A 20860-nucleotide genomic window follows, 5' to 3' on the forward strand; every position below is an offset into this window, starting at 1 on the left:
CTATCAATTCGGTAAACTCTTCAACAACTGATACTAGCACCACTAAAACCTCTAATAATCAGTCGTTGAGTCAGGAAGACTTCTTCGCATTGCTGAGTACCCAGTTGTCGATGCAAGACCCATCTAATCCTGTTGATAATGACCAGATGATTGCACAGATGGCTTCGTTTTCTACTGTAGATGGTATTGGCAAACTAAATGATGAGATCAGTAACCTCAACACTGTCATGACCTCCAGTCAGGCGTTACAGGCCTCTGGTCTGGTTGGCCAGAAAGTGTTGGTGCCATCAGGTACAGCTTATCTGTCGGCTGATGAACCTTCTATCAGAGGTATTATCAGTACTAGCGCTCCAATTAATGCCATTAAGGTGTCTGTACAAGATGCGACAGGACAAGTAGTCCGGACCTTTACTGTTGATGGCAGTGCGGGGGGCAACATAGATGTTGACTGGGATGGTATGGATAACAGCGGTAATGCTGTAGCGGCCGGCCAATATACCATCAAAGCTAACGGGGTCGTTGACGGTAAATCGGAAGATTTATATGTCAGTACCTATGGGCATGTCAGTAGTGTTTCGCTAAATTCCAGCTCCGGGGCCGTACTCAATGTGCGTGGTATCGGCGGGGTGGCGTTGTCGGATGTTCTGGCGGTTTCTGAAGGCTAAGTTTGGCGCCGGGATAAGCCGGACGACAGTAAAAATACAAGAGGTGGATTATGTCTTTTAATATTGCTCTTAGCGGCATCAACGCGGCGCAGAAAGATCTCAACACTACAGCAAACAACATCGCAAACGTAAACACTACAGGGTTTAAAGAGTCGCGTGCCGAGTTTGCAGATGTATACGCTAACTCCATATTCTCCAATAGTAAGACCGCCGTTGGTGGTGGTGTCACCACCACCCAAGTGGCGCAGCAGTTCCATCAGGGCAATCTGCAATCCACCAACAATGCGTTGGATATGGCAATTAGCGGTAATGGCTTTTTTGTCACATCTTCGTCCATAGATACTCAGGATTTCTCTTTTACCCGAGCGGGAGCTTTCAAGCGTGATGAGAAGGGTTTTCTGGTTGACTCCCAAGGCAACTATTTACAGTGTTTCCAGGTAGACTCTGACGGTAACTCCGCTTCAGTCAGTTTAAGTACTACCAAACCAGTACAAATCCCTGATACTGCGGGCAGTCCACAAGCAACCAAAAATGTGGCGATGAGCATGAATCTTAACTCCAATTCTAGTGCTCTGGACCCAGCAGCGTTTGATCCTAACGACTCCAACACCTTTAATAATTCTACTGCAGTGACGGTATATGACTCACTGGGTGAATCTCACACGTTGACGTCTTACTTTGTTAAGCCACAGAACGGTGCCTATACCGGTGAAAGCAACTGGGTCGTTTTCTACGCAGTTGATGGTAAGCAGGTCAATCTTGACGGTGCTGCTGGTACCTACCAGACAGATACTAATGGTGATGGAACCGCCGATAGCACTGGCACTGCGCAAACCACTGGTGGTTGGACTGGCGCGGTACTGACCTTTGACGCTACTGGTGCTTATAAAGGATCAAATCCAGCCGTGATTACTACGCAGCAGTTAGGTGTTTCTGGTGCCAATGTCCTGAGCGCGGCGGCAGAAGGTTCGCAGCAGATCTCTATCGGTTTCAATCAGCCAACACAATATGCAGAGAGTTTCAGCACCACCGAACTGACTCAGGATGGTATTACCGTTGGTAGATTGACCAACGTTGAAGTAGGTTCTGATGGTCTGATTTCTGCCAAATACAGTAATGGCTCAACAGTACCATTGGCGCGGGTAGCATTGGCAAGGTTCTCCAATGAACAAGGGTTGACTCAGGTGGGTAATACCTCCTGGAAAGCCAGTCTGGAATCTGGTGAGGCATTGGCGGGTGAAGCCAACAGTGGTGTGTTTGGTGCAATCAAATCATCATATCTGGAAAGCTCCAACGTGGATCTGACGACGGAACTGGTCGATCTGATTTCTGCACAGCGTAATTTCCAGGCGAACTCCAGAACGCTGGAAGTGAATAACACCCTGCAGCAGACCGTCTTGCAGATCCGCTAATTTCTCTCCGTGGGCGGTAACGGTATTGTCTATAACGGCAATGCCTTGCCGCCTTTCTTTTATTGTTTTTACAACATGTTGTTTTTCTTTATTTTACCTTCCTTATAAACCGTGCAATTCAATGGCATGAAGTTTGCTTAATCCAGAATAAGCTCATTTTTTGACGGGGCAACTGGTGGACAAATTTCTCTACATCGCAATGACTGGCGCTAAACAGAATATGGATGCGCTGGCAGTACGGGCAAATAACCTAGCAAACGCCAATACCGATGGCTTTAAGGCTGATATGGCGCAGGCGAGAGCTATGCAGGCATTTGGCGAAGGCTTGCCTACCAGAGTTTTTTCGATGACTGAATTGCCATCTTCTGATTATAAATCAGGGCCGTTACAAACCACCGGCCGGAACTTGGATATTGCTGTTAAAGATCAAGGGTGGATAGCGGTGCAGGCTGATGATGGCAGTGAGGCATACACCCGTGCTGGGAGTTTGAATATTGACGTTAATGGCATGCTACGCAACAGCAGTGGGCATCTGGTGATGGGGGATAACGGTCCAATCAATATCCCATTACCTATCCAGAAGTTAGAGATCGCCACTGATGGCACGATATCTGTCAGACCCCAGGGGGCAACCCCTGAAGTGATAGAAAATGTGGGTCGCATCAAGTTGGTCAATCCAGGCAATAGCAATCTGATGCGTGGTGAAGATGGTTTATTTCGCACGCTGAATGGCCAACCTGCCGCTGCGGATGCCGCAGTTAATGTGGTCAGTGGCGCAGTTGAGGGCAGTAATGTCAGTCCGGTGGAGGAGATGGTCAATATGATCAGTCTGCAACGCCAGTTCGAGCTGCAGGTAAAAATGATGAAGACGGCAGAAGACAATGATAAGTCAGCTGCGGCCTTAGTACGCATTAGCTAGGAGTAACGATTATGCATCCCGCTTTATGGATCAGTAAGACTGGCCTTGATGCCCAGCAGACCGATATTTCGGTGATTTCCAACAACGTCGCTAATGCTAGCACCGTCGGCTACAAAAAAGGGCGGGCGGTGTTTGAAGATCTGTTGTATCAGACCGTCAACCAGGCTGGTGGTATCAGCGCCGCCAATACCAAACTCCCTAATGGTCTTAATTTAGGGGCGGGTACCAAGGTGGTATCGACCCAGAAGATCTTTTCCCAAGGGAATATGGAAACCACTGACAACTCCATGGATCTGATGATTCAAGGTCCAGGTTTCTTTGAGATCCAGATGCCGGACGGCACTACCGCCTATACCCGAAACGGGCAGTTTACCTTAGATGATACCGGTCAAATGGTAACTTCAGGGGAAGGTTATGTGTTGCAGCCGGGTATCACTATCCCAGATAACGCCACCAGTATCACAGTGTCGGAAGAAGGCGAAGTTTCGGTAAAAATTCCAGGAAATGCTGAAAACCAAGTGGTGGGGCAACTGACCATGTCGGATTTTATTAACCCATCAGGTTTACAACCTATTGGGCAAAACCTGTATTTGGAAACCGGTGCGAGTGGTACTCCGGTGCAGGGGACGCCGTCTCTGGATGGTTTGGGCAGTATACGGCAGGGCTCGCTGGAAACCTCTAACGTCAATGTGACTGAAGAGTTGGTGAACCTGATTGAGAGTCAACGAGTTTATGAGATGAATTCTAAGGTTATCTCAGCGGTTGACCAAATGCTGGCCTACGTAAACCAGAACCTTTAATGGGGTAAGGTCATGAAGCTGCTAATTAAATTATTGCCAGTACTATTGCTTGGCGCCTGTGCTTCAAGCCAGCAGAAACCTATTGCGGATGATCCCTACTACGCGCCGGTTTACCCAGAGGACAACACTACGCCGCTGGTACCAACTGGCTCGATATACACTAACAATCGAGCTACGCCGCTGTTTTCCGATCTCAAGGCGCACCGCATTGGTGACATTGTTACTATTCAATTAGTGGAATCTACACAGGCAAAAAAAAGTGCTGGCAATAAGATTGCTAAAGGTTCCAACCTGACCGTCAATCCGCTGACGGCAGCAGGAAGCAATGTCACCATTAATGGCAAGTCATTGGATTTAGGTTACAGCGACAGCATGGATACCAAGCGCTCGGCAGACACAGCCCAGAGCAACAGTTTGTCAGGTGAGATCTCCGCCAACGTCATTCAGGTGTTGGGTAACGGCAATTTGGTGGTACGCGGTGAAAAATGGATCACCATCAATAATGGTGATGAATTTATCCGCATTACCGGCATTGTACGACCGCAGGACATCACCACAGAAAATACCGTGCAGTCCCCTCGGGTTGCTAATGCTCGGATCCAGTACAGCGGCACAGGAACCTTTGCTGACTCACAGAAAGTGGGCTGGCTGAGCAAATTCTTTTTGTCTGACTGGTGGCCTTTCTAGGGAGAACAAAGATGAAAAATTCATGGTGGCTGCTATTCGGATTGTTGTTGTGCCTGCCGGTAAAGGCCGAGCGCATCAAAGATATTGCTGATATTCAGGGTGTGCGTGAAAACCAGCTGATTGGTTATGGCCTTGTGGTGGGCTTGCCGGGAACAGGGGAAAAGACCCGTTATACCGAGCAGACATTCAAAACCATGTTGAAGAACTTTGGTATCAATCTGCCGGATAGTGTTCGACCAAAAATCAAAAACAGTGCCGTGGTGGCGGTGCATGCAGATATGCCGGCATTTATCAAGCCTGGGCAGATGATAGATGTCACCGTGTCTAGCATTGGAGAAGCCAAAAGTTTGCGCGGTGGCAGTTTGTTGCAGACATTCTTACGTGGTGTTGACGGTAACGTGTATGCGATTGCTCAAGGGAGCCTAGTGGTAAGTGGTTTCAGTGCCGACGGTATGGATGGTTCCAAAGTGGTGAATAACACGCCTACCGTGGGCCGCATTCCCAATGGCGCTATCGTAGAACGAGAGGTTGCTAGCCCGTTCGCGACTGGTGACTACCTCACGTTTAACCTGCGCAGTGCCGATTTTGATACGGCCAAACGGACGGCGGACGCCATCAATAACTTGCTTGGCCCAGGGATGGCGAGACCGCTGGACGCCGCCTCCATTCAGGTCAGCGCTCCGAGAGATCCGGCGCAGCGGGTTTCCTTCCTTGCCACACTGGAAAATATTCAGGTCGTGCCAGCCGATGAATCGGCAAAAGTTATCGTTAATTCCCGTACCGGCACCATTGTGGTTGGCAAAGATGTGCGCCTGCTACCTGCCGCGATTACGCATGGCGGATTAACCGTGACTATCGCAGAAAATGCCCAAGTTTCGCAACCCAACGCATTGGCGGGCGGCAATACCACGGTAACACCTAACAGCACTATTGATGTGTCGCAGCAGAACCGCCGTATGTTCCTGTTCAATCCTGGCACTACCTTGGATGAACTGGTGCGCGCCGTGAATATGGTCGGTGCGGCTCCCTCTGATGTTTTGGCGATTCTCGAAGCATTAAAAGTGGCCGGCGCTTTGCATGGTGAGCTTATCGTTATCTGATTGTTGACGGTCTGGAACCCACAATGGATCAACTTTCAAACTCTTCACAATTTCTGGACATCGCGGGCTTGGATAATTTGCGCGCAAAGGCCCAGAAAGATCAGAAGTCTGCGCTGAAGGAAGTGGCGCAGCAGTTTGAAAGTATTTTTGTGCAGATGCTGATGAAAAGCATGCGCGAGGCGAATGAAGCGTTTGAGACAGATAATCCGCTGAACTCACAGTACACCAAGTTCTATGAGCAAATGCACGATCAACAGATGTCGGTCGATTTATCAAGAAAAGGCATGCTGGGACTAGCAGATTTGATGGTGCAACAGCTAGATCCGCAGGATTCAGGGATTACGCCAGCATCGGTGTTGCGAAACGCTCAGGGGCCACTACACATGACATCGGCGCAAGACGCAACGCATCGTCAGCCGGAGGCGCCAGCTGAAATCGCTGAACCCGCGTTGCATTTTTCGAGGCAGACCAGAACCGTCGCCCCAGTGCGAGCTAATAACACTGCGACTGATACGGCGAGTGTTAGTGCAACGACAGCATTACCGCAGCCGCCGACAGGGGGATTGGACTACGACACCCTTGATAGCATCCTCACCGGCAAAGCATTGCCGCAGGACAGCGGTAGTATCAGCTCACAGGAAGATTTTGTGAAGGTGCTATATCCCTATGCCCGTGAAGCCGCGGAAAAACTGGGGACTTCACCCGAAGTGTTGTTGGCTCAGTCGGCGCTGGAAACCGGATGGGGACAGAAAATGGTCAAAACGGCAGATGGACGTCCCAGCAATAACCTGTTCAACATCAAGGCTGATAGTCGCTGGTCAGGTAACAGCACTAACGCAACTACGATGGAATATGAACGGGGCACTCCAGTGCGTGAAAACGCTGCGTTTAGGGTTTACGGCAATCTGAAGGATAGCTTTAAAGATTATGTGGCGTTGATTTCGCAGAATGAACGTTACAGCAAAGCCCGTGAAGTGGCGGCTGAACCGGCAAAATATGTGCGCGGTTTGGCTGAGGCCGGGTATGCCACAGATCCGCAGTACGCCAGCAAGGTGATGAAAGTGCTGCAAAGCATCAAAAGCGATTTTGGACAGTTTATTCAGGGGGCGGGGGGTCAGTAACCACCGCCGACAACGGGAGTTTGGAGCATGGCTGTTGATTTGTTGAACATCGCCCGTACTGGGGTGCTGGCTGCCCAGTCTCAAATCGGGGTGACCAGTAATAATATCAGCAATATAAACACCGAAGGTTACAACCGGCAGGTGGCGACTCAGGCTAGCCAGAACTCCCAATACATGGGCGGGAATTACTATGGTACCGGCACCTATGTCGCTGATGTCAAACGTATCTACAACGACTATGCAGCACGAGAACTACGCATAGGCCAGACGGCGCTAAGTACGGCAGAAATCCGTTATAACAAACTGAGTGAATTGGATGAACTGCTTTCTAAAAATGGCAGTACGCTAACATCTTCATTGGATTCATTTTTCTCCAGTGTGAACGATTTGGCGGATCAACCATCTGACACCGGTATCCGGCAGACAGTGCTGGGTTCAGCGCAACAACTGGCCTCCAATTTCAACCAGATGGATGGGTACCTTAATAGCCAGGCGCGCCAGACTAACGATGAGATCTCTGGCATCACCGACCGCATTAATGAAATCAGTACCGAAATGGCCAACATCAATAAAGAGTTGATGAAAACAGATACGCCTGATCCACAACTGCTTGATAAACAGGATGCATTGATCAAAGAACTGAGCCAATACGCCGAAGTCAACGTGATTCCGCTGGATAACGGTGGTCGCAGCATCATGATGGGCAGTTCTTTTATGCTGGTATCCGGTGAAGTTGCCATGTCAATGGGAACCACTACCGGCGATCCTTACCCAACAGAATCAGATCTGACCTACACCCTAGGCAACAGTACGCTGAAGGTGGATCCCGCTAAACTTGGCGGTCAGCTCGGGGCGCTTTATGACTATCGAGACAACACGCTACAGCCAGCTTCTCAGCAACTGGGGCAGATGGCACTTGGTGTGGCTGATGCCTTTAACAGTTTGCAGGCAAAAGGGTTCGATCTGAATGGTCAGGTTGGTCAGAATATTTTTACCGATATTAACGATCCGCTCATGGCTCAGGGGCGGGTGGGCGCATATTCCAACAATACAGGTACTGCGGTACTCGGTGCTACCTTGAATGATGTGGGGGCGTTGACTGGCGACAGTTACCTGCTGCGTTATACCAGCAGTGGCACTTATGAACTTACCAACAACCAGACGGGTGCCGTGATGAATTTGACGCTTAACGGCACGGCCTTGGAAGGCGCTGATGGTTTTTCCATCAATATTAATTCCGGGGCATTAGCGGCGGGTGATCGCTTTGAAGTTCGCCCCACAGCCAATGCTGCGGGAACTCTGCAGGTAGTAATGAAGGATCCTAAAGGGTTAGCGGCGGCGGCACCTAAAATTAGTGCTGATGCGGCTAACAGCGGCAATACTAAACTATCGCTGGTCAGTATTGATAATCGTAATGCTGCGACTTTTCCTAAGACCGGAACCGAACTGACATACACCATTGATTCCTCTGTTGCCCCGCCAACTTATCAGGCGTTGGATGCCTCAGGTACCGTTGTGAGTTCTGGCGCTGCTACTGGCAATCCGCCTCAGATCAGTGACAACGGTTTTACCTTCCAGTTGGATTCACTGTCAGGTGGCACTGATTCATTCACTTTTGATTTGAGTTTTGCTGTGGGTGACAACAGCAATGCGGTCGCTATGGCCGATCTGGCCGACAGTAAAATAATGGAAGGTGGCAAAGCCACATTAGCGGATGTGTTTCAGCAAACCAAATTGGGTGTTGGTAGCCAGACTAAGGCCGCGGAAGTCAGCATGAATTCAGCCCAGAGCATATACGACCAAGCTTATAACCGAGTGCAATCAGAATCGGGCGTCAACCTTGATGAAGAAGCCGCCAATCTAATGAAGTTTCAGCAGGCATATATGGCTTCTGCACGAGTCATGACGACGGCCAATACCATTTTTGACACATTGTTCAATGCGGTTCAGTAGGAGTGATGAACATGCGTATATCCACCGCACAGATGTTCAATCAAAACATTTCCAACCTTAACCGTGGGCAGACTCAGACCAGTAAGCTGATGGATCAGCTTGCCAGCGGTAAACGGGTGAATACCGCAGGAGATGATCCTGTGGCTGCAATTGGCATTGATAACCTGACTCAGCAGAATTCATTGATCCAACAATTTCAGAAGAATATCGATTATGCGACCAAACACTTGTCAGTGACGGAAAGTCAGCTCGGGGATGCAGAAACCTTGTCAATGTCAATTCGCGACCGCATGTTGGCGGCGGTGAATGGTTCTTACTCCGATGAAGAGCGGCAAAGTATTGCCGATGAAATGCGTCATAGTCTGGAACAGCTGCAAACAATTGCCAATTCGCAGGATGAGTCAGGCAACTATCTGTTCGCGGGTACCAACAGCGATACCCAACCGTTTGCTTTTAATAATGCCGGCAACATGGTGTACAGCGGTAACAGCGATGTCCGTACTGCATTAGTCGCGACGGGGGTTGCGATGCCCACTAACATTGCCGGTGATGCCGCATTTATGAATGCCCCCAACGCGATGGGGGATTTTGGTGTCAATTATTCGACGGCTCAAACAGGGGACTTCACCATAACGTCAGCAAAAATTGCTGACCCAGCGACTTATGTAGCAGACAGTTACAGTTTTAATTTCGTCGATAACGGCAGCGGCGGCATGGATGTAGAAGTCTATGATTCTGCCAGTAACTTAGTCACCACAGTCAACAATTTTGACCCTACAAATACAATATCTTTCAATGGGATAGATGTCTCTATCGATGGGCAGCCCAGCGTAGGTGACAGCTTCTCTATCTCGCCCAAAGCCACTGTCAGTATTTTTGACACAGTGCAGCAGGCAATTGATCTGTTTGAAAACGGCAATGCCATCAATACTCCGGCAGGTCAATCACAGTTGGCACAGCTTTTGAATAATTTCGATAGCGGCGTCGATCAGATCCGTATTGGTCGTAGTCAGAGCGGCACCAGCCTTAGCAGCTTGGATAACTATTCTAGTAACCACGCTGATACCACGTTGGTGAATAACTCGGCATTGTCGGTGTTGCAAGACTTGGATTATGCCTCGGCAGTATCTGAATACCAGAAACAACAACTAGCGATGAACGCGGTTTCAACCCTGTTCAGTCAGGTAGGAAAGGTTTCGTTGTTTGATTATTTATAACGGTGGCCAGCTTTGATTACCGCTTAACCAGCGAATGGCAGATCTGGCAAAGATAGAAATTTGTTAACAAAGCTAGCCAAGCTCCAAGTCTTGGCGTGAAAACTAGGAAGAGGAACTTTACATGGCTATTACTGTTAATACCAATGTGACCTCATTGAAGTCACAGAGAAATCTGAACAGCTCAAACAATGCATTACAGACCTCAATGGAGCGTTTGTCCTCTGGTTTGCGCATCAACAGCGCCAAAGATGATGCTGCCGGGTTGCAGATCTCTAACCGCTTGACCAGCCAGATCAACGGTCTGGATGTGGCGCAGCGTAACGCCAACGACGGTATTTCCGTGGCTCAGACGGCGGAAGGCGCCATGCAGACTTCGACTGACATTCTGCAGCGTATGCGTGACTTGTCATTGCAGTCAGCTAACGGCTCTAACTCTGCCGATGACCGTGCCGCAATGCAGAAAGAACTCTCAGCACTGCAAGCCGAATTGACCCGTATTTCTGACACTACCTCGTTTGGGGGGCAGAAACTGTTGGATGGTACTTATGGCACTCAGACATTCCAGGTGGGTTCCAATGCCAATGAAACCATTTCAGTGACGTTAGGTAACGTGAATGCACAAAGCATTGGTGGTGAAAAAGTTGCCGCATCGGTAGGAACTGTTGCTGGCGTGGTTGATGATGGCACGGCTGCTTATACAAATGCGGGTTTTACGATAACTGACCCTGCAACTGGTGTTGTAACTAATATAGCTACTTCGGCAACTGATGATGCTTCCACCATCGCTGCAGCTATTAATAAAAGCGGTGCAGGTGTTACGGCAAGAGCGAGTAATACAGCTGAGTTGGCGTTAAACTTTGATGGCGCCTCAGACGTTGGATTTACCGTCGGTGGTGCTACGGTTTCAGGGGCGACTAGTTACGCCGATGTTGTTAGTCAAATAAATAAAGATTCTGCAGATACCGGTGTTTCTGCTGAAATTGTGAATGGTAGCTTACAGATAACTCAAAAAGATGGTAAAGATTTAGCTTTCGGCGCAGTATCTTTTACTGGTGGTACAGCGCCTACTGCAACGTTGAAATCAGTCATTGATGGCACAGCTGTAGGGGCTGGCTATGATGCTACTTCTGCAGGTACTGTAAATGGTGTCGTAGAACTTAGCTCCTCAAAAGCATTTAGTTTTTCAGGAGGCGAAGCAGGCGCTGCTGCAACTTCAACCTTACATGCGGTCAGCACTATCGATATTGGGACTGCTGATGGTGCTCAATCAGCACTGGATATCATTGATGGTGCAATTGCCAGTATTGATAGTCAACGTTCAGCCCTTGGCGCTGTGCAAAATCGCATGAGCTTCACTATCAATAACTTAAGCAATATTTCTACTAACGTTTCGGACGCGAGAAGTCGTATTCAGGATGTAGATTTTGCCAAAGAGACAGCCACCATGACCAAACAGCAGATTTTAACCCAGACCTCATCTGCGATGTTGGCTCAGGCGAACCAGTTGCCGCAAGTGGCTTTACAGTTGCTACAGGGCTAACGCTGCATTTTGATCTAGTTTTCTTGAATGCCGACAAATTGTCGGCATTCTTTTTTTTGGTCAAGATATAGTTCATTTATCTTTGTTTTATATCAGTTTTTTTATTACCAAAAATTTTTAGAAAAATTGCCTAAAGTTTGTTTTCCTCTCGCCGTTACAGTGAGTGTATCCAATAAGCTCCGCCTGGCTGAACGGCTCAGGCAGCAGTCAACCAGGTAATATGAGGAACCAATACTATGGCCATTACCGTAAATACCAACGTGACCTCTCTGAGCTCACAAAAGAACCTGAACAACGCCAACAGTGCATTGCAGACTTCAATGGCGCGTTTGTCCTCTGGTTTGCGCATTAACAGCGCTAAAGATGATGCTGCCGGGTTGCAGATCTCTGACCGTCTGACCAGTCAGATCAACGGGTTGGATGTGGCACAACGTAACGCTAACGACGGCATCTCTATTGCGCAAACCGCAGAAGGTGCCATGCAGACTTCGACTGACATTCTACAGCGTATGCGTGACTTGTCATTGCAGTCCGCTAATGGCTCTAACTCTGCCGATGACCGTGCCGCAATGCAGAAAGAGATTACTTCCTTACAAGATGAATTGACCCGTATTTCTGATACTACTGCCTTTGGCGGACAAAAATTACTGGATGGTTCGTTTGGTACTAAATCTTTCCAAGTTGGTTCCAATGCCAATGAAACCATTTCAGTGACGTTAGGTAACGTGAATGCACAAAGCATTGGTGGTGAAAAAGTTGCCGCATCGGTAGGAACTGTTGCTGGCGTGGTTGATGATGGCACGGCTGCTTATACAAATGCGGGTTTTACGATAACTGACCCTGCAACTGGTGTTGTAACTAATATAGCTACTTCGGCAACTGATGATGCTTCCACCATCGCTGCAGCTATTAATAAAAGCGGTGCAGGTGTTACGGCAAGAGCGAGTAATACAGCTGAGTTGGCGTTAAACTTTGATGGCGCCTCAGACGTTGGATTTACCGTCGGTGGTGCTACGGTTTCAGGGGCGACTAGTTACGCCGATGTTGTTAGTCAAATAAATAAAGATTCTGCAGATACCGGTGTTTCTGCTGAAATTGTGAATGGTAGCTTACAGATAACTCAAAAAGATGGTAAAGATTTAGCTTTCGGCGCAGTATCTTTTACTGGTGGTACAGCGCCTACTGCAACGTTGAAATCAGTCATTGATGGCACAGCTGTAGGGGCTGGCTATGATGCTACTTCTGCAGGTACTGTAAATGGTGTCGTAGAACTTAGCTCCTCAAAAGCATTTAGTTTTTCAGGAGGCGAAGCAGGCGCTGCTGCAACTTCAACCTTACATGCGGTCAGCACTATCGATATTGGGACTGCTGATGGTGCTCAATCAGCACTGGATATCATTGATGGTGCAATTGCCAGTATTGATAGTCAACGTGCGGACTTAGGTGCGGTACAAAACCGTTTAGGTTTTACCGTTAATAACTTGAGCAACATTTCCACTAACGTATCTGACGCCCGTAGCCGTGTGCAGGATGTGGATTTTGCCAAAGAAACCGCCAATATGACCAAACAGCAGATCTTGTCACAGACCTCTTCTGCGATGTTGGCTCAGGCGAACCAGTTGCCACAGGTAGCGCTGTCTCTGCTGTAATCGCTACTGGTACGGACAACGACACACGCAAAGGGGGAGGGCATTGATGCACTCCCCTTTATTGCTTAGATTATAGCTAGCGTTAATACTTGAAGTTGGGATGTCTCAGGTGTTATCAAGTGTGGGACGCGGACAAATGAACGGTGAACTATCATTTAATGCAGATTTGGGCTTGCAAGCAGCGGCAAGTGTTGCAATAAAAAAGGCCCCACAAGCAGATGCTGTGTCAGACAGTGGTAAGTCTGCACCTGCAGTTGTTAATGGCATGATTGTTGCTGAAAAAAATGCTACAGGGCTGCAATCCTCAGATCCGTCAACAAATAACACGTCTGACGAAGAAGTGAGTAAAGATTCATTGCAGCAAGTGACTGATGACCTGACGGCAACCATGTCCATGATGCGCAAAGGGTTGCAATTTCGGGTTGATGAGCAAGATGGCATGCCAGTAGTCAGTGTGATAGATGTTGATTCTGGTGATTTGATTAGACAGATACCTTCGCAAGAAGCGTTGGATTTAGCTGAGAAGATGTCAGAGATTGCCGGATTGTTAATGAAAACAGAAGCTTAAAAGCTTGACTGTTATTGTTTAGGACAACAGATTAAAGCGTTAACGCATAAACTCGTTAACGAACCGGAGGTAGAGATGGCAAGCTTAACGGCAAATGGTCTTGGTTCAGGGCTTGATATCAGCGGCATCGTGACCGCGTTGGTCAATGCAGAAAAAGCGCCTAAAACTGCCGCACTGGATGCTGATCAGGCGACTATCACCGCCAAAGTCTCTGCAATTGGTTCATTGAAAAGTGCTATATCCGGTTTTTTGGATAAGTTATCGCCATTATCTAAAACCGATACTTTCGGTGGTTTTAAAGCCAAACTTTCCAATAATGATTACTTGACTGCTACCGCTTCTACTGATGCCGTAGCGGGTAGTTATAAGGTGGTTGTTGAGCAGCTTGCAGAAAGCCAAAAACTGGGTTCTGCGGCGGTGAGCGATGTTACGGCCGGGATCGGTAGTGGTTCTGTTGCATTTACGGTTAATGGCGACAGTTTTAACGTTGATGTTGCGGCAACAGACTCGCTTCAAGATATTGTCAAGAAAATTAATTCGTCAGAAGACAACGTTGGCATTACCGCGACCATTGTTAATAGCGATAGCGGCGCTCAATTGGTACTGACATCCAACAAAACGGGTACAGACAATCAAATCCAGGTTGCGACATCTGCTGACAGCGAAGCTGCACTCACCAATACCTTCACTATGACCACATTGCAGTCTGCCAAAGATTCGATTATTTATGTCGATGGCTTAAAGGTGACTTCAGACTCTAATACTGTAGACGATGCGATTACTGGGGTAACCTTAAATCTGACCGATGCTGATGTTAATAAATCTTCAACGTTAACAATTTCGCAGGACACAGCTACCCCGAAAAGTGCAATTAAAGATTTTGTGGATGCCTATAACTCCATGATGACCACAGTGTCAAATCTGTCCAGCTACAACGCGGATACTGAAAAAGCGGCTGTATTGCTAGGTGATTCAACGATTCGTAGTATTCAGTCGCAATTCCGCACTGCAATTTCATCTATGTTTGACACCGGCGATGGTAAGACTACCGCATTAACCAATCTGGGAATTAGTACTACCCGTGATGGTACGTTGGAAATTGATGATGATAAGCTATCCGCGGCGCTAGAAAAAAATCCCTCGCAAGTCTCGGCGTTTTTCACCACCGAAGATACTGGCTTTGCGGCAAAATTGCAGAGTATTGGTGATGCTTATACGCAAACGGGCGGCATTCTTGATAGCCGTAATGACTCATTGAACAACCAATTAGATCGTATAGGTGATCAACGAGAGCAATTGGATCTTAAAATGCAGGCTTATCAGGCCCGTTTGACCAAACAATACAATGCCATGGACTTGATGGTCGGGCAGTTAAATTCGCAAAATAGTATGATTTCTGACCGTCTTGCTTCATTGCCTGGTCTGGTGTCGTCCAATAAGAACTAGCGATTTACAACAAAGGAAATGTCCCAGGTGATTGTGGCTTTAGAACAGGTGAACCAGCAAATCGCTGAAGCGTTTAAAGAGATACAGCCGGTTTTAACGGATAATTTAGACGAGGCTGAAAAACTGGTGCAAACTTTGCAAGATCTTTTGCTACAGCGTCAAAAATTATTACGGCAGTGGTTACCTACAACGGTTGATGAAGATCGGCAAGAATTACTACAGCAACAGCGTTTGACGCAGGATTATGAGCGCCACATGATGGTTTTCAGGAAACATTACGGGGATACTCTGGTGGCTAAAAAACGTAATGAGCGCAAGTTGGATTTATATAAAACCCTAGATGCACAAAGGTAGGTAATAAGATGAGAGGCTCTATACAGTCTTACCGCAAAGTATCACTTGAAAGCCAATTGGCTGATGCATCTCCGCATAAGATTACACAGATGTTATTTAATGGTGCTTTGGAGCGTATTGCTCAGTCAAAAGCGGCTATGGAACAACATGATTTTGCCCAAAAAGGAATTTTAATAGGGAAGGCTATCGGTATTATTCAGGGATTGAAGAATTCTCTGGTAATGGATGAAGGCGGAGAAATTGCGGCTAATCTGGGACAGCTATATGATTTTATGCTGCGGCGGATTACTGAAGCCAATGCTAATAACGATTTCCAAGCGCTTGATGATGTTGCGGTGTTGCTACGGGAAATAAAGGAAGCGTGGGACGCCATCCCTGCGGATAAACACTATCTTACAGCCAACAAAGAACATGCTTAAACGCTAAAGATTGTAAAAAATAGGCACCCAAATCGGTGCCTGTTTTTTTACGTTCGCCATATTTTTGACACTTCTTCCAGAGCGCCTGCTGTATTTGGTCTAAAATCTTAATGTTTGAGACATAAAATCGATCGCGGGGTTGCTTATGTCCTGCCGATAATACAATATTCAGCATGGCTGTGGCTTTCGCTATAAACGTGAATAATAACATGTGTCTCTCCCTGGGTTTTGGACACACAAAAACAATTAGATTAAGTAATTACCTATAATTATCAGACCGTAGCGGCCTACTGAATGATGCAAACAGATCAACGAATTTTACTTGTCGGTAATCCATCAGAGCGTTCCAGTCGCCTATCCTGTGTGTTGGAATTTATTGGGGAACAGGTGGATGTCATCACGGCAGATGTGGCTGAACGACTGACTCCCGAGTTACGTTGCCGGGCCTTAGTTATACTTCCTGAGTCTCTAGATGAATCCTGGCTCAATACCTTGATAGGCCGACTCCCGTGGCAACCTATTCTTAGCTATGGCAAGTTTGACCTCACGGCGTCTAATATCCTCGGAAACATTGACGAGCCGTTGAGTTATGCTCAGGTCACCGAACTGCTGCATTACTGCCAGGTCTTTGGTCAGATAAAGCGTCCTCAAGTACCTACCAGTGCTAATCAAACTAAACTTTTCCGGAGTTTGGTTGGTCGCAGTGACGGTATTGCCCATGTGCGGCATCTGATTAATCAGGTTGCCGAATCGGGAGCTACTGTGTTGGTAACTGGCCCTTCTGGGACGGGTAAAGAGGTGGTGGCCCGTAATATTCATTATTTGTCTGATCGTCGAGATGGCCCGTTTATCCCCGTCAACTGTGGTGCCATCCCTCCAGAATTGTTAGAAAGTGAGTTATTTGGTCATGAAAAAGGCTCGTTTACCGGTGCTATCAGTGCTCGTAAAGGTCGTTTTGAGTTGGCCGAAGGCGGTACTTTGTTCCTGGATGAGATTGGTGATATGCCGCTGCAGATGCAAGTTAAATTGTTGCGAGTATTGCAGGAACGTGTATTTGAACGGGTTGGTGGAGCGAAGGCCATTCAGGCAAATGTGCGAGTTGTGGCGGCAACTCACCGCAATCTGGAAGCGATGATTGAAGCTGGCGAGTTTCGCGAGGACTTGTACTATCGTCTCAACGTTTTTCCGATAGAAATGCCACCGCTGACAGAACGTAAAGATGACATTCCGCTGTTGTTGCAAGAATTGGTCAGCCGGGTCTTTAACGAAGGGAAAGGGCGAGTACGCTTTACACAACGCGCCATCGATTCGCTTAAAGAACATGGTTGGGCTGGTAACGTCAGGGAATTGTCCAATCTCGTTGAACGTTTGACGATTCTATACCCAGGTGGGTTGGTTGATGTGAATGACCTGCCGGTGAAGTATCGCCATATTGATGGCCCAGAGTATTCTGTGGATGTCAGTGAAGAGATGCAAGAGCGGGATGCGCTGGCCTCCATTTTCAGTGATGACGAACCGGTAGAAATTCCTGAAACCCGTTTCCCGAGCGAATTACCACCAGAAGGTGTTAACCTCAAAGATCTACTGGCAGAGTTGGAAATTGACATGATCCGCCAAGCGCTGGATCAACAGGACAATGTGGTTGCCCGCGCCGCGGAGATGCTGGGGATCCGCCGTACCACATTGGTTGAAAAGATGCGCAAGTACGGAATGAGCAAAGAATAGTCTTAATCCTATTGATTATTAAAGGTTATTTTTCGGCATAGAATATGCTTAACCTCGTTAACAGCATTTTTTTGACGGGGTTCTTATGGCTGCTCTACCGCTGGCTCAGTTGGAAACAATCTCCCATCGTGGACGTGAGTGGATCCAAGTAAAGGAAGCCGCCAACATGTCCAACCGGATGGAGCATATACTGCAGGCAATGCCGTCCGGTGTGGTTATCCTCAATGGTGATGGTATTGTGACTGACGCCAATCCGGTGGCCGAATCGTTATTGGATATCCCGTTGGTGGGTGAGCGCTGGCTCAGCATTATTAATCGCTCATTTGCTCCCCGCAAAGATGATGGTCATGAGGTGTCATTGCGCAAAGGTCGGCGAGTGAAACTCGCGATAACGCCGCTAACGCCTGAACCGGGGCAACTGATAATGATCACTGACCTGACCGAGACCCGTCTGCTTCAACAGAATTTATCTCATCTGCAACGTTTGTCAGCCTTGGGGAAGATGGTGGCCAATCTGGCGCACCAGATCCGTACGCCATTATCTGCTGCTTTATTATATGCGGCCAATCTAGGCAATCCTCGCCTTGAGCAATCTTCCCGTCATCGTTTTCAAGAAAAACTGCTCGATCGCCTTGGTGAGCTTGAGCGGCAGGTAAATGACATGTTGCTAATTGCCAAAGGTAAACAGGAACAGCTGGGTGAAAGAGTTCACATGTCAGATGTGATACAACAAGTGATGATGAACTGTGAACCCATTTGTGAGAAACGTCGAGTCGTCCTAGAAGCTGATATTTTAAGTGATGGTGAAATCTTGGCAAACCTGCATGGGCTCAGTTCCGCCATTAATAATTTGGTGATGAACAGCGTTGAAGCCGAATCTTCCAAGATTGTGCTGCAGGTTATCCGTACAACCAACACTGTTAGCTTGACGGTTGCAGATAATGGTCATGGACTGGATAAAAAGCTTCAGCGCAAAGTGCTTGAACCTTTTTATACCACAAAAACGCATGGTACCGGTCTAGGGTTGGCGGTGGTGCAGTCGGTAGTGAAAAGTCACGGCGGCCAGTTATCGCTCAGTTGTGAACCCGGTCAGGGCTGCAGTTTTACACTGACATTCCCACTTATTGACAGCAACACCTCTGGAGATAACCACGCATGAACGATATCCGGATCTTACTGGTAGAGGACGATGTTTCGCTACGGGAAGCATTGCTGGACACTTTACAGATGGCCAGTTATCAATGTGTGGATGTAGCGAGTGCTGAAGAAGCCATTGTTGCGCTGAAAAAATGTCAGTTTGATATGGTGATCAGTGATGTACAGATGCCAGGTATTGGCGGCATGGGACTACTGGATTATCTGAAACAGTACCATTCATCCGTGCCAGTATTACTGATGACTGCTTATGCCACTATTGACAGTGCCGTTAGCGCTATAAAGCTTGGCGCCGTTGATTATCTCGCAAAGCCATTTGCGCCTGAGGTGTTACTGAATCAGGTCAGCCGCTATTTACGGCCTAAAGCCAGTGCTGGCGCACCGGTGGTTGCAGATGAAAAAAGTGTGGCATTACTGGAGCTCGCCAGTCGAGTTGCCGCATCTGATGCGTCTGTAATGATCCTTGGCCCTAGTGGTTCAGGGAAAGAAGTGTTGGCCAGGTATATCCATCAGAAAAGTCCTCGGGTGGACGCTCCGTTTGTGGCGATCAACTGTGCGGCGATTCCTGAAAACATGTTGGAAGCAACCCTGTTTGGTTACGAAAAAGGCGCGTTTACTGGCGCTTATCAGGCGTGTCCGGGGAAATTTGAACAGGCACAGTCCGGCACCTTGTTGTTGGATGAAATCTCCGAAATGGATCTTGGCTTGCAAGCCAAACTGTTGCGAGTGCTGCAGGAGCGGGAAGTGGAGCGTTTGGGCGGCCGCAAAACCATTAAACTGGATGTCCGGGTCTTGGCAACATCCAACCGAGATTTAAAAGAGATGGTGGCAAAAGGCGATTTTCGTGAAGACCTTTACTATCGCATCAATGTATTTCCACTGTCATGGCCAGCCTTGTGCCAGCGCCCCGGTGACATAGTGCCATTGGCCAAACATCTGTTGCAACGACATGCGAGCATCAGCGGTATTCAGCCGATGCCGGAATTTTCCGACAGTGCGATACGGCGTTTACTGAGCCACCGTTGGCCCGGCAATGTTCGAGAGCTAGATAATGTGATCCAGCGGGCGCTAATCCTACATCGTAATCAGTTGATTGACGCGACGGATATTGTCATCGACTTACAGGATGTGGCATTGGCTAACGAGGTGAGTGCAGACACTCCCGATGGCTTGGGTGATGAACTTAAGGCACAGGAGCATATGATTATTCTCGAGACCCTTAATCAGTGTAATGGCAGTCGTAAGTTGGTTGCTGAGAAACTGGGGATCAGTGCGCGTACTTTGAGATACAAGATGGCCAAAATGCGTGAAATGGGTATCGAATTGCCCGCCTGAATCTGCTTTTAAATCCTGTTCATTCGTTGATGGCAGCACTTATGCTGCCATTTTGTTGTGGCAATGAAAACCCCCAGCTAGGCTGGGGGTTCCGTTAAGCTTTCAGCTATGAGTCAGTTATAAAACCCCTTTCAATTTGTTAAAACGACTTGCGGTCTGGCAACTGCAAGAGTTAAACAAAATTGAAAGGGGGTCCCAATGGGGGACGAAAAGAGCTTAGCGCACACCCGATGGAACTGTAAATATCACATAGTATTTGCCCCAAAATACCGAAGACAGGCCTTTTATGGAGAGAAACGAAGGTCAATAGGAGGAATATTAAGGAAGCTGTGTGAGTGGAAGAATGTAAATATTCTTGAAGCAGAGTGCTGTGTAGATCATATCCATATGCTTGTAGAAATACCGCCCAAAATGAGCGTTTCTGGTTTCATGGGATATTTGAAAGGTAAAAGTAGTCTGATGCTCTATGAGCAATTTGGCGATTTAAAGTTTAAATATAGAAATCGAGAATTTTGGTGTAGAGGGTATTACGTGGATACGGTGGGGAAAAATACTTCAAAGATACAAAATTACATAAAACATCAATTGGAACAGGATAAATTGGGAGAGCAACTTTCAATCCCATATCCAGGTCAGGGCGGGATTAAGCTTTGTTAAATGTGTTAACCTGTACTAGCTCAGACCTGATCTGACAGTTACCCATTTTTCTGGTGCCTCCGTCAGATTAGATTTGAGCTAAATTCTTTTCAGCCCAAATCGCTTTCCCATCAATGAGTGTCGCCATTGGTGTTCGGC

20 protein-coding genes are annotated in these 20860 nt (G+C 47.7%); 19 read left to right on the forward strand and 1 reads right to left on the reverse strand.

Translation table 11 applies throughout. The features are described from left to right. Positions 1-2: 2 nt before the first annotated feature. From flgD to fliS, 15 genes are all read left to right on the forward strand, one after another. Positions 3-665 (forward strand): flagellar hook assembly protein FlgD, encoded by a 663-nt coding sequence (gene flgD, locus J3L11_RS12090; RefSeq protein WP_243691948.1) that lies wholly within the window; start codon positions 3-5, stop codon positions 663-665. 50 nt (positions 666-715) lie between these two features. Continuing rightward, positions 716-2077, forward strand: a complete 1362-nt coding sequence (flgE, locus tag J3L11_RS12095; RefSeq protein WP_242695221.1) for a flagellar hook protein FlgE — start codon at positions 716-718, stop codon at positions 2075-2077. A 175-nt stretch (positions 2078-2252) separates the two neighbouring features. Next, on the forward strand, positions 2253-2996 hold the full coding sequence (gene flgF / locus J3L11_RS12100) for a flagellar basal-body rod protein FlgF (protein WP_133038572.1): 744 nt from the start codon (positions 2253-2255) through the stop codon (positions 2994-2996). Between the two features lie 11 nt (positions 2997-3007). Next, positions 3008-3796, forward strand: a complete 789-nt coding sequence (flgG, locus tag J3L11_RS12105; protein WP_133038571.1) for a flagellar basal-body rod protein FlgG — start codon at positions 3008-3010, stop codon at positions 3794-3796. A gap of 12 nt (positions 3797-3808) precedes the next feature. Continuing rightward, a complete protein-coding gene (gene flgH, locus J3L11_RS12110; protein WP_133038570.1) occupies positions 3809-4483 on the forward strand; it encodes a flagellar basal body L-ring protein FlgH in 675 nt (224 codons plus the stop codon). 11 nt (positions 4484-4494) lie between these two features. After that, on the forward strand, positions 4495-5583 hold the full coding sequence (locus tag J3L11_RS12115) for a flagellar basal body P-ring protein FlgI (protein WP_133038569.1): 1089 nt from the start codon (positions 4495-4497) through the stop codon (positions 5581-5583). 23 nt (positions 5584-5606) lie between these two features. Beyond that, positions 5607-6704: a flagellar assembly peptidoglycan hydrolase FlgJ gene (flgJ, locus tag J3L11_RS12120; protein ID WP_133038568.1), complete on the forward strand. Its 1098-nt coding sequence runs from the start codon at positions 5607-5609 to the stop codon at positions 6702-6704. A 27-nt stretch (positions 6705-6731) separates the two neighbouring features. Then, the gene (gene flgK, locus J3L11_RS12125) at positions 6732-8657 is read left to right on the forward strand and encodes a flagellar hook-associated protein FlgK (RefSeq protein ID WP_207571147.1); all 1926 of its coding nucleotides are present in this window, start codon (positions 6732-6734) and stop codon (positions 8655-8657) included. Between the two features lie 11 nt (positions 8658-8668). Beyond that, complete coding sequence (gene flgL, locus J3L11_RS12130) at positions 8669-9874, forward strand: flagellar hook-associated protein FlgL (RefSeq protein ID WP_207571148.1); 1206 nt, start codon at positions 8669-8671, stop codon at positions 9872-9874. A gap of 121 nt (positions 9875-9995) precedes the next feature. Beyond that, the gene (locus J3L11_RS19550) at positions 9996-11414 is read left to right on the forward strand and encodes a flagellin (protein WP_207571149.1); all 1419 of its coding nucleotides are present in this window, start codon (positions 9996-9998) and stop codon (positions 11412-11414) included. Between the two features lie 236 nt (positions 11415-11650). Beyond that, complete coding sequence (locus tag J3L11_RS12140; protein WP_207571150.1) at positions 11651-13063, forward strand: flagellin; 1413 nt, start codon at positions 11651-11653, stop codon at positions 13061-13063. A gap of 121 nt (positions 13064-13184) precedes the next feature. Beyond that, on the forward strand, positions 13185-13631 hold the full coding sequence (locus J3L11_RS12145) for a flagellar protein FlaG (RefSeq protein WP_347566511.1): 447 nt from the start codon (positions 13185-13187) through the stop codon (positions 13629-13631). 75 nt (positions 13632-13706) lie between these two features. Further along, a complete protein-coding gene (fliD, locus tag J3L11_RS12150; protein ID WP_207571151.1) occupies positions 13707-15077 on the forward strand; it encodes a flagellar filament capping protein FliD in 1371 nt (456 codons plus the stop codon). An 18-nt stretch (positions 15078-15095) separates the two neighbouring features. Continuing rightward, entirely contained in the window at positions 15096-15431 is a 336-nt protein-coding gene (locus J3L11_RS12155) for a hypothetical protein (protein ID WP_133038562.1), read from the forward strand. Positions 15432-15439: 8 nt separating this feature from the next. After that, on the forward strand, positions 15440-15850 hold the full coding sequence (fliS, locus tag J3L11_RS12160; protein ID WP_207571152.1) for a flagellar export chaperone FliS: 411 nt from the start codon (positions 15440-15442) through the stop codon (positions 15848-15850). Here the strand turns inward: fliS and J3L11_RS12165 are convergent. After that, positions 15825-16061 (reverse strand): hypothetical protein, encoded by a 237-nt coding sequence (locus J3L11_RS12165; protein WP_207571153.1) that lies wholly within the window; start codon positions 16059-16061, stop codon positions 15825-15827. The two genes, fliS and J3L11_RS12165, sit on opposite strands and share 26 nt — an antisense overlap. An 83-nt stretch (positions 16062-16144) precedes the next feature. Between J3L11_RS12165 and J3L11_RS12170 the strand changes: the two genes are divergently transcribed. The 4 genes from J3L11_RS12170 (at position 16145) to tnpA (ending at position 20722) form a co-directional block, all read left to right on the forward strand. After that, positions 16145-17575: a sigma-54-dependent Fis family transcriptional regulator gene (locus tag J3L11_RS12170; protein ID WP_278250737.1), complete on the forward strand. Its 1431-nt coding sequence runs from the start codon at positions 16145-16147 to the stop codon at positions 17573-17575. Positions 17576-17660: 85 nt separating this feature from the next. Then, a complete protein-coding gene (locus J3L11_RS12175) occupies positions 17661-18734 on the forward strand; it encodes a HAMP domain-containing sensor histidine kinase (protein WP_207571154.1) in 1074 nt (357 codons plus the stop codon). Further along, positions 18731-20065, forward strand: a complete 1335-nt coding sequence (locus tag J3L11_RS12180) for a sigma-54 dependent transcriptional regulator (RefSeq protein ID WP_207571155.1) — start codon at positions 18731-18733, stop codon at positions 20063-20065. Before J3L11_RS12175 ends, J3L11_RS12180 begins: the two co-directional genes overlap by 4 nt. A gap of 198 nt (positions 20066-20263) precedes the next feature. After that, a complete protein-coding gene (tnpA, locus tag J3L11_RS12185) occupies positions 20264-20722 on the forward strand; it encodes an IS200/IS605 family transposase (RefSeq protein ID WP_207571156.1) in 459 nt (152 codons plus the stop codon). The last annotated feature ends 138 nt before the right edge of the window (positions 20723-20860 follow it).

Origin of the sequence: Shewanella sp. 4t3-1-2LB (genome assembly GCF_017368415.1) — a bacterium.
GTDB lineage: Bacteria > Pseudomonadota > Gammaproteobacteria > Enterobacterales > Shewanellaceae > Shewanella > Shewanella fodinae.

What these genes read in the sequence shown, in the direction of transcription:
- flgE (WP_242695221.1), top strand. Translation starts at nt 716, where the DNA reads ATGTCTTTTAATATTGCTCTTAGCGGCATCAACGCGGCGCAGAAAGAT.
- flgG (WP_133038571.1), top strand. Translation starts at nt 3,008, where the DNA reads ATGCATCCCGCTTTATGGATCAGTAAGACTGGCCTTGATGCCCAGCAG.
- flgH (WP_133038570.1), top strand. Translation starts at nt 3,809, where the DNA reads ATGAAGCTGCTAATTAAATTATTGCCAGTACTATTGCTTGGCGCCTGT.
- J3L11_RS12115 (WP_133038569.1), top strand. Translation starts at nt 4,495, where the DNA reads ATGAAAAATTCATGGTGGCTGCTATTCGGATTGTTGTTGTGCCTGCCG.
- flgJ (WP_133038568.1), top strand. Translation starts at nt 5,607, where the DNA reads ATGGATCAACTTTCAAACTCTTCACAATTTCTGGACATCGCGGGCTTG.
- flgK (WP_207571147.1), top strand. Translation starts at nt 6,732, where the DNA reads ATGGCTGTTGATTTGTTGAACATCGCCCGTACTGGGGTGCTGGCTGCC.
- flgL (WP_207571148.1), top strand. Translation starts at nt 8,669, where the DNA reads ATGCGTATATCCACCGCACAGATGTTCAATCAAAACATTTCCAACCTT.
- J3L11_RS19550 (WP_207571149.1), top strand. Translation starts at nt 9,996, where the DNA reads ATGGCTATTACTGTTAATACCAATGTGACCTCATTGAAGTCACAGAGA.
- J3L11_RS12140 (WP_207571150.1), top strand. Translation starts at nt 11,651, where the DNA reads ATGGCCATTACCGTAAATACCAACGTGACCTCTCTGAGCTCACAAAAG.
- fliD (WP_207571151.1), top strand. Translation starts at nt 13,707, where the DNA reads ATGGCAAGCTTAACGGCAAATGGTCTTGGTTCAGGGCTTGATATCAGC.
- J3L11_RS12155 (WP_133038562.1), top strand. Translation starts at nt 15,096, where the DNA reads ATGTCCCAGGTGATTGTGGCTTTAGAACAGGTGAACCAGCAAATCGCT.
- fliS (WP_207571152.1), top strand. Translation starts at nt 15,440, where the DNA reads ATGAGAGGCTCTATACAGTCTTACCGCAAAGTATCACTTGAAAGCCAA.
- J3L11_RS12165 (WP_207571153.1), bottom strand. Translation starts at nt 16,061, where the DNA reads ATGTTATTATTCACGTTTATAGCGAAAGCCACAGCCATGCTGAATATT.
- J3L11_RS12170 (WP_278250737.1), top strand. Translation starts at nt 16,145, where the DNA reads ATGATGCAAACAGATCAACGAATTTTACTTGTCGGTAATCCATCAGAG.
- J3L11_RS12175 (WP_207571154.1), top strand. Translation starts at nt 17,661, where the DNA reads ATGGCTGCTCTACCGCTGGCTCAGTTGGAAACAATCTCCCATCGTGGA.
- J3L11_RS12180 (WP_207571155.1), top strand. Translation starts at nt 18,731, where the DNA reads ATGAACGATATCCGGATCTTACTGGTAGAGGACGATGTTTCGCTACGG.
- tnpA (WP_207571156.1), top strand. Translation starts at nt 20,264, where the DNA reads ATGGGGGACGAAAAGAGCTTAGCGCACACCCGATGGAACTGTAAATAT.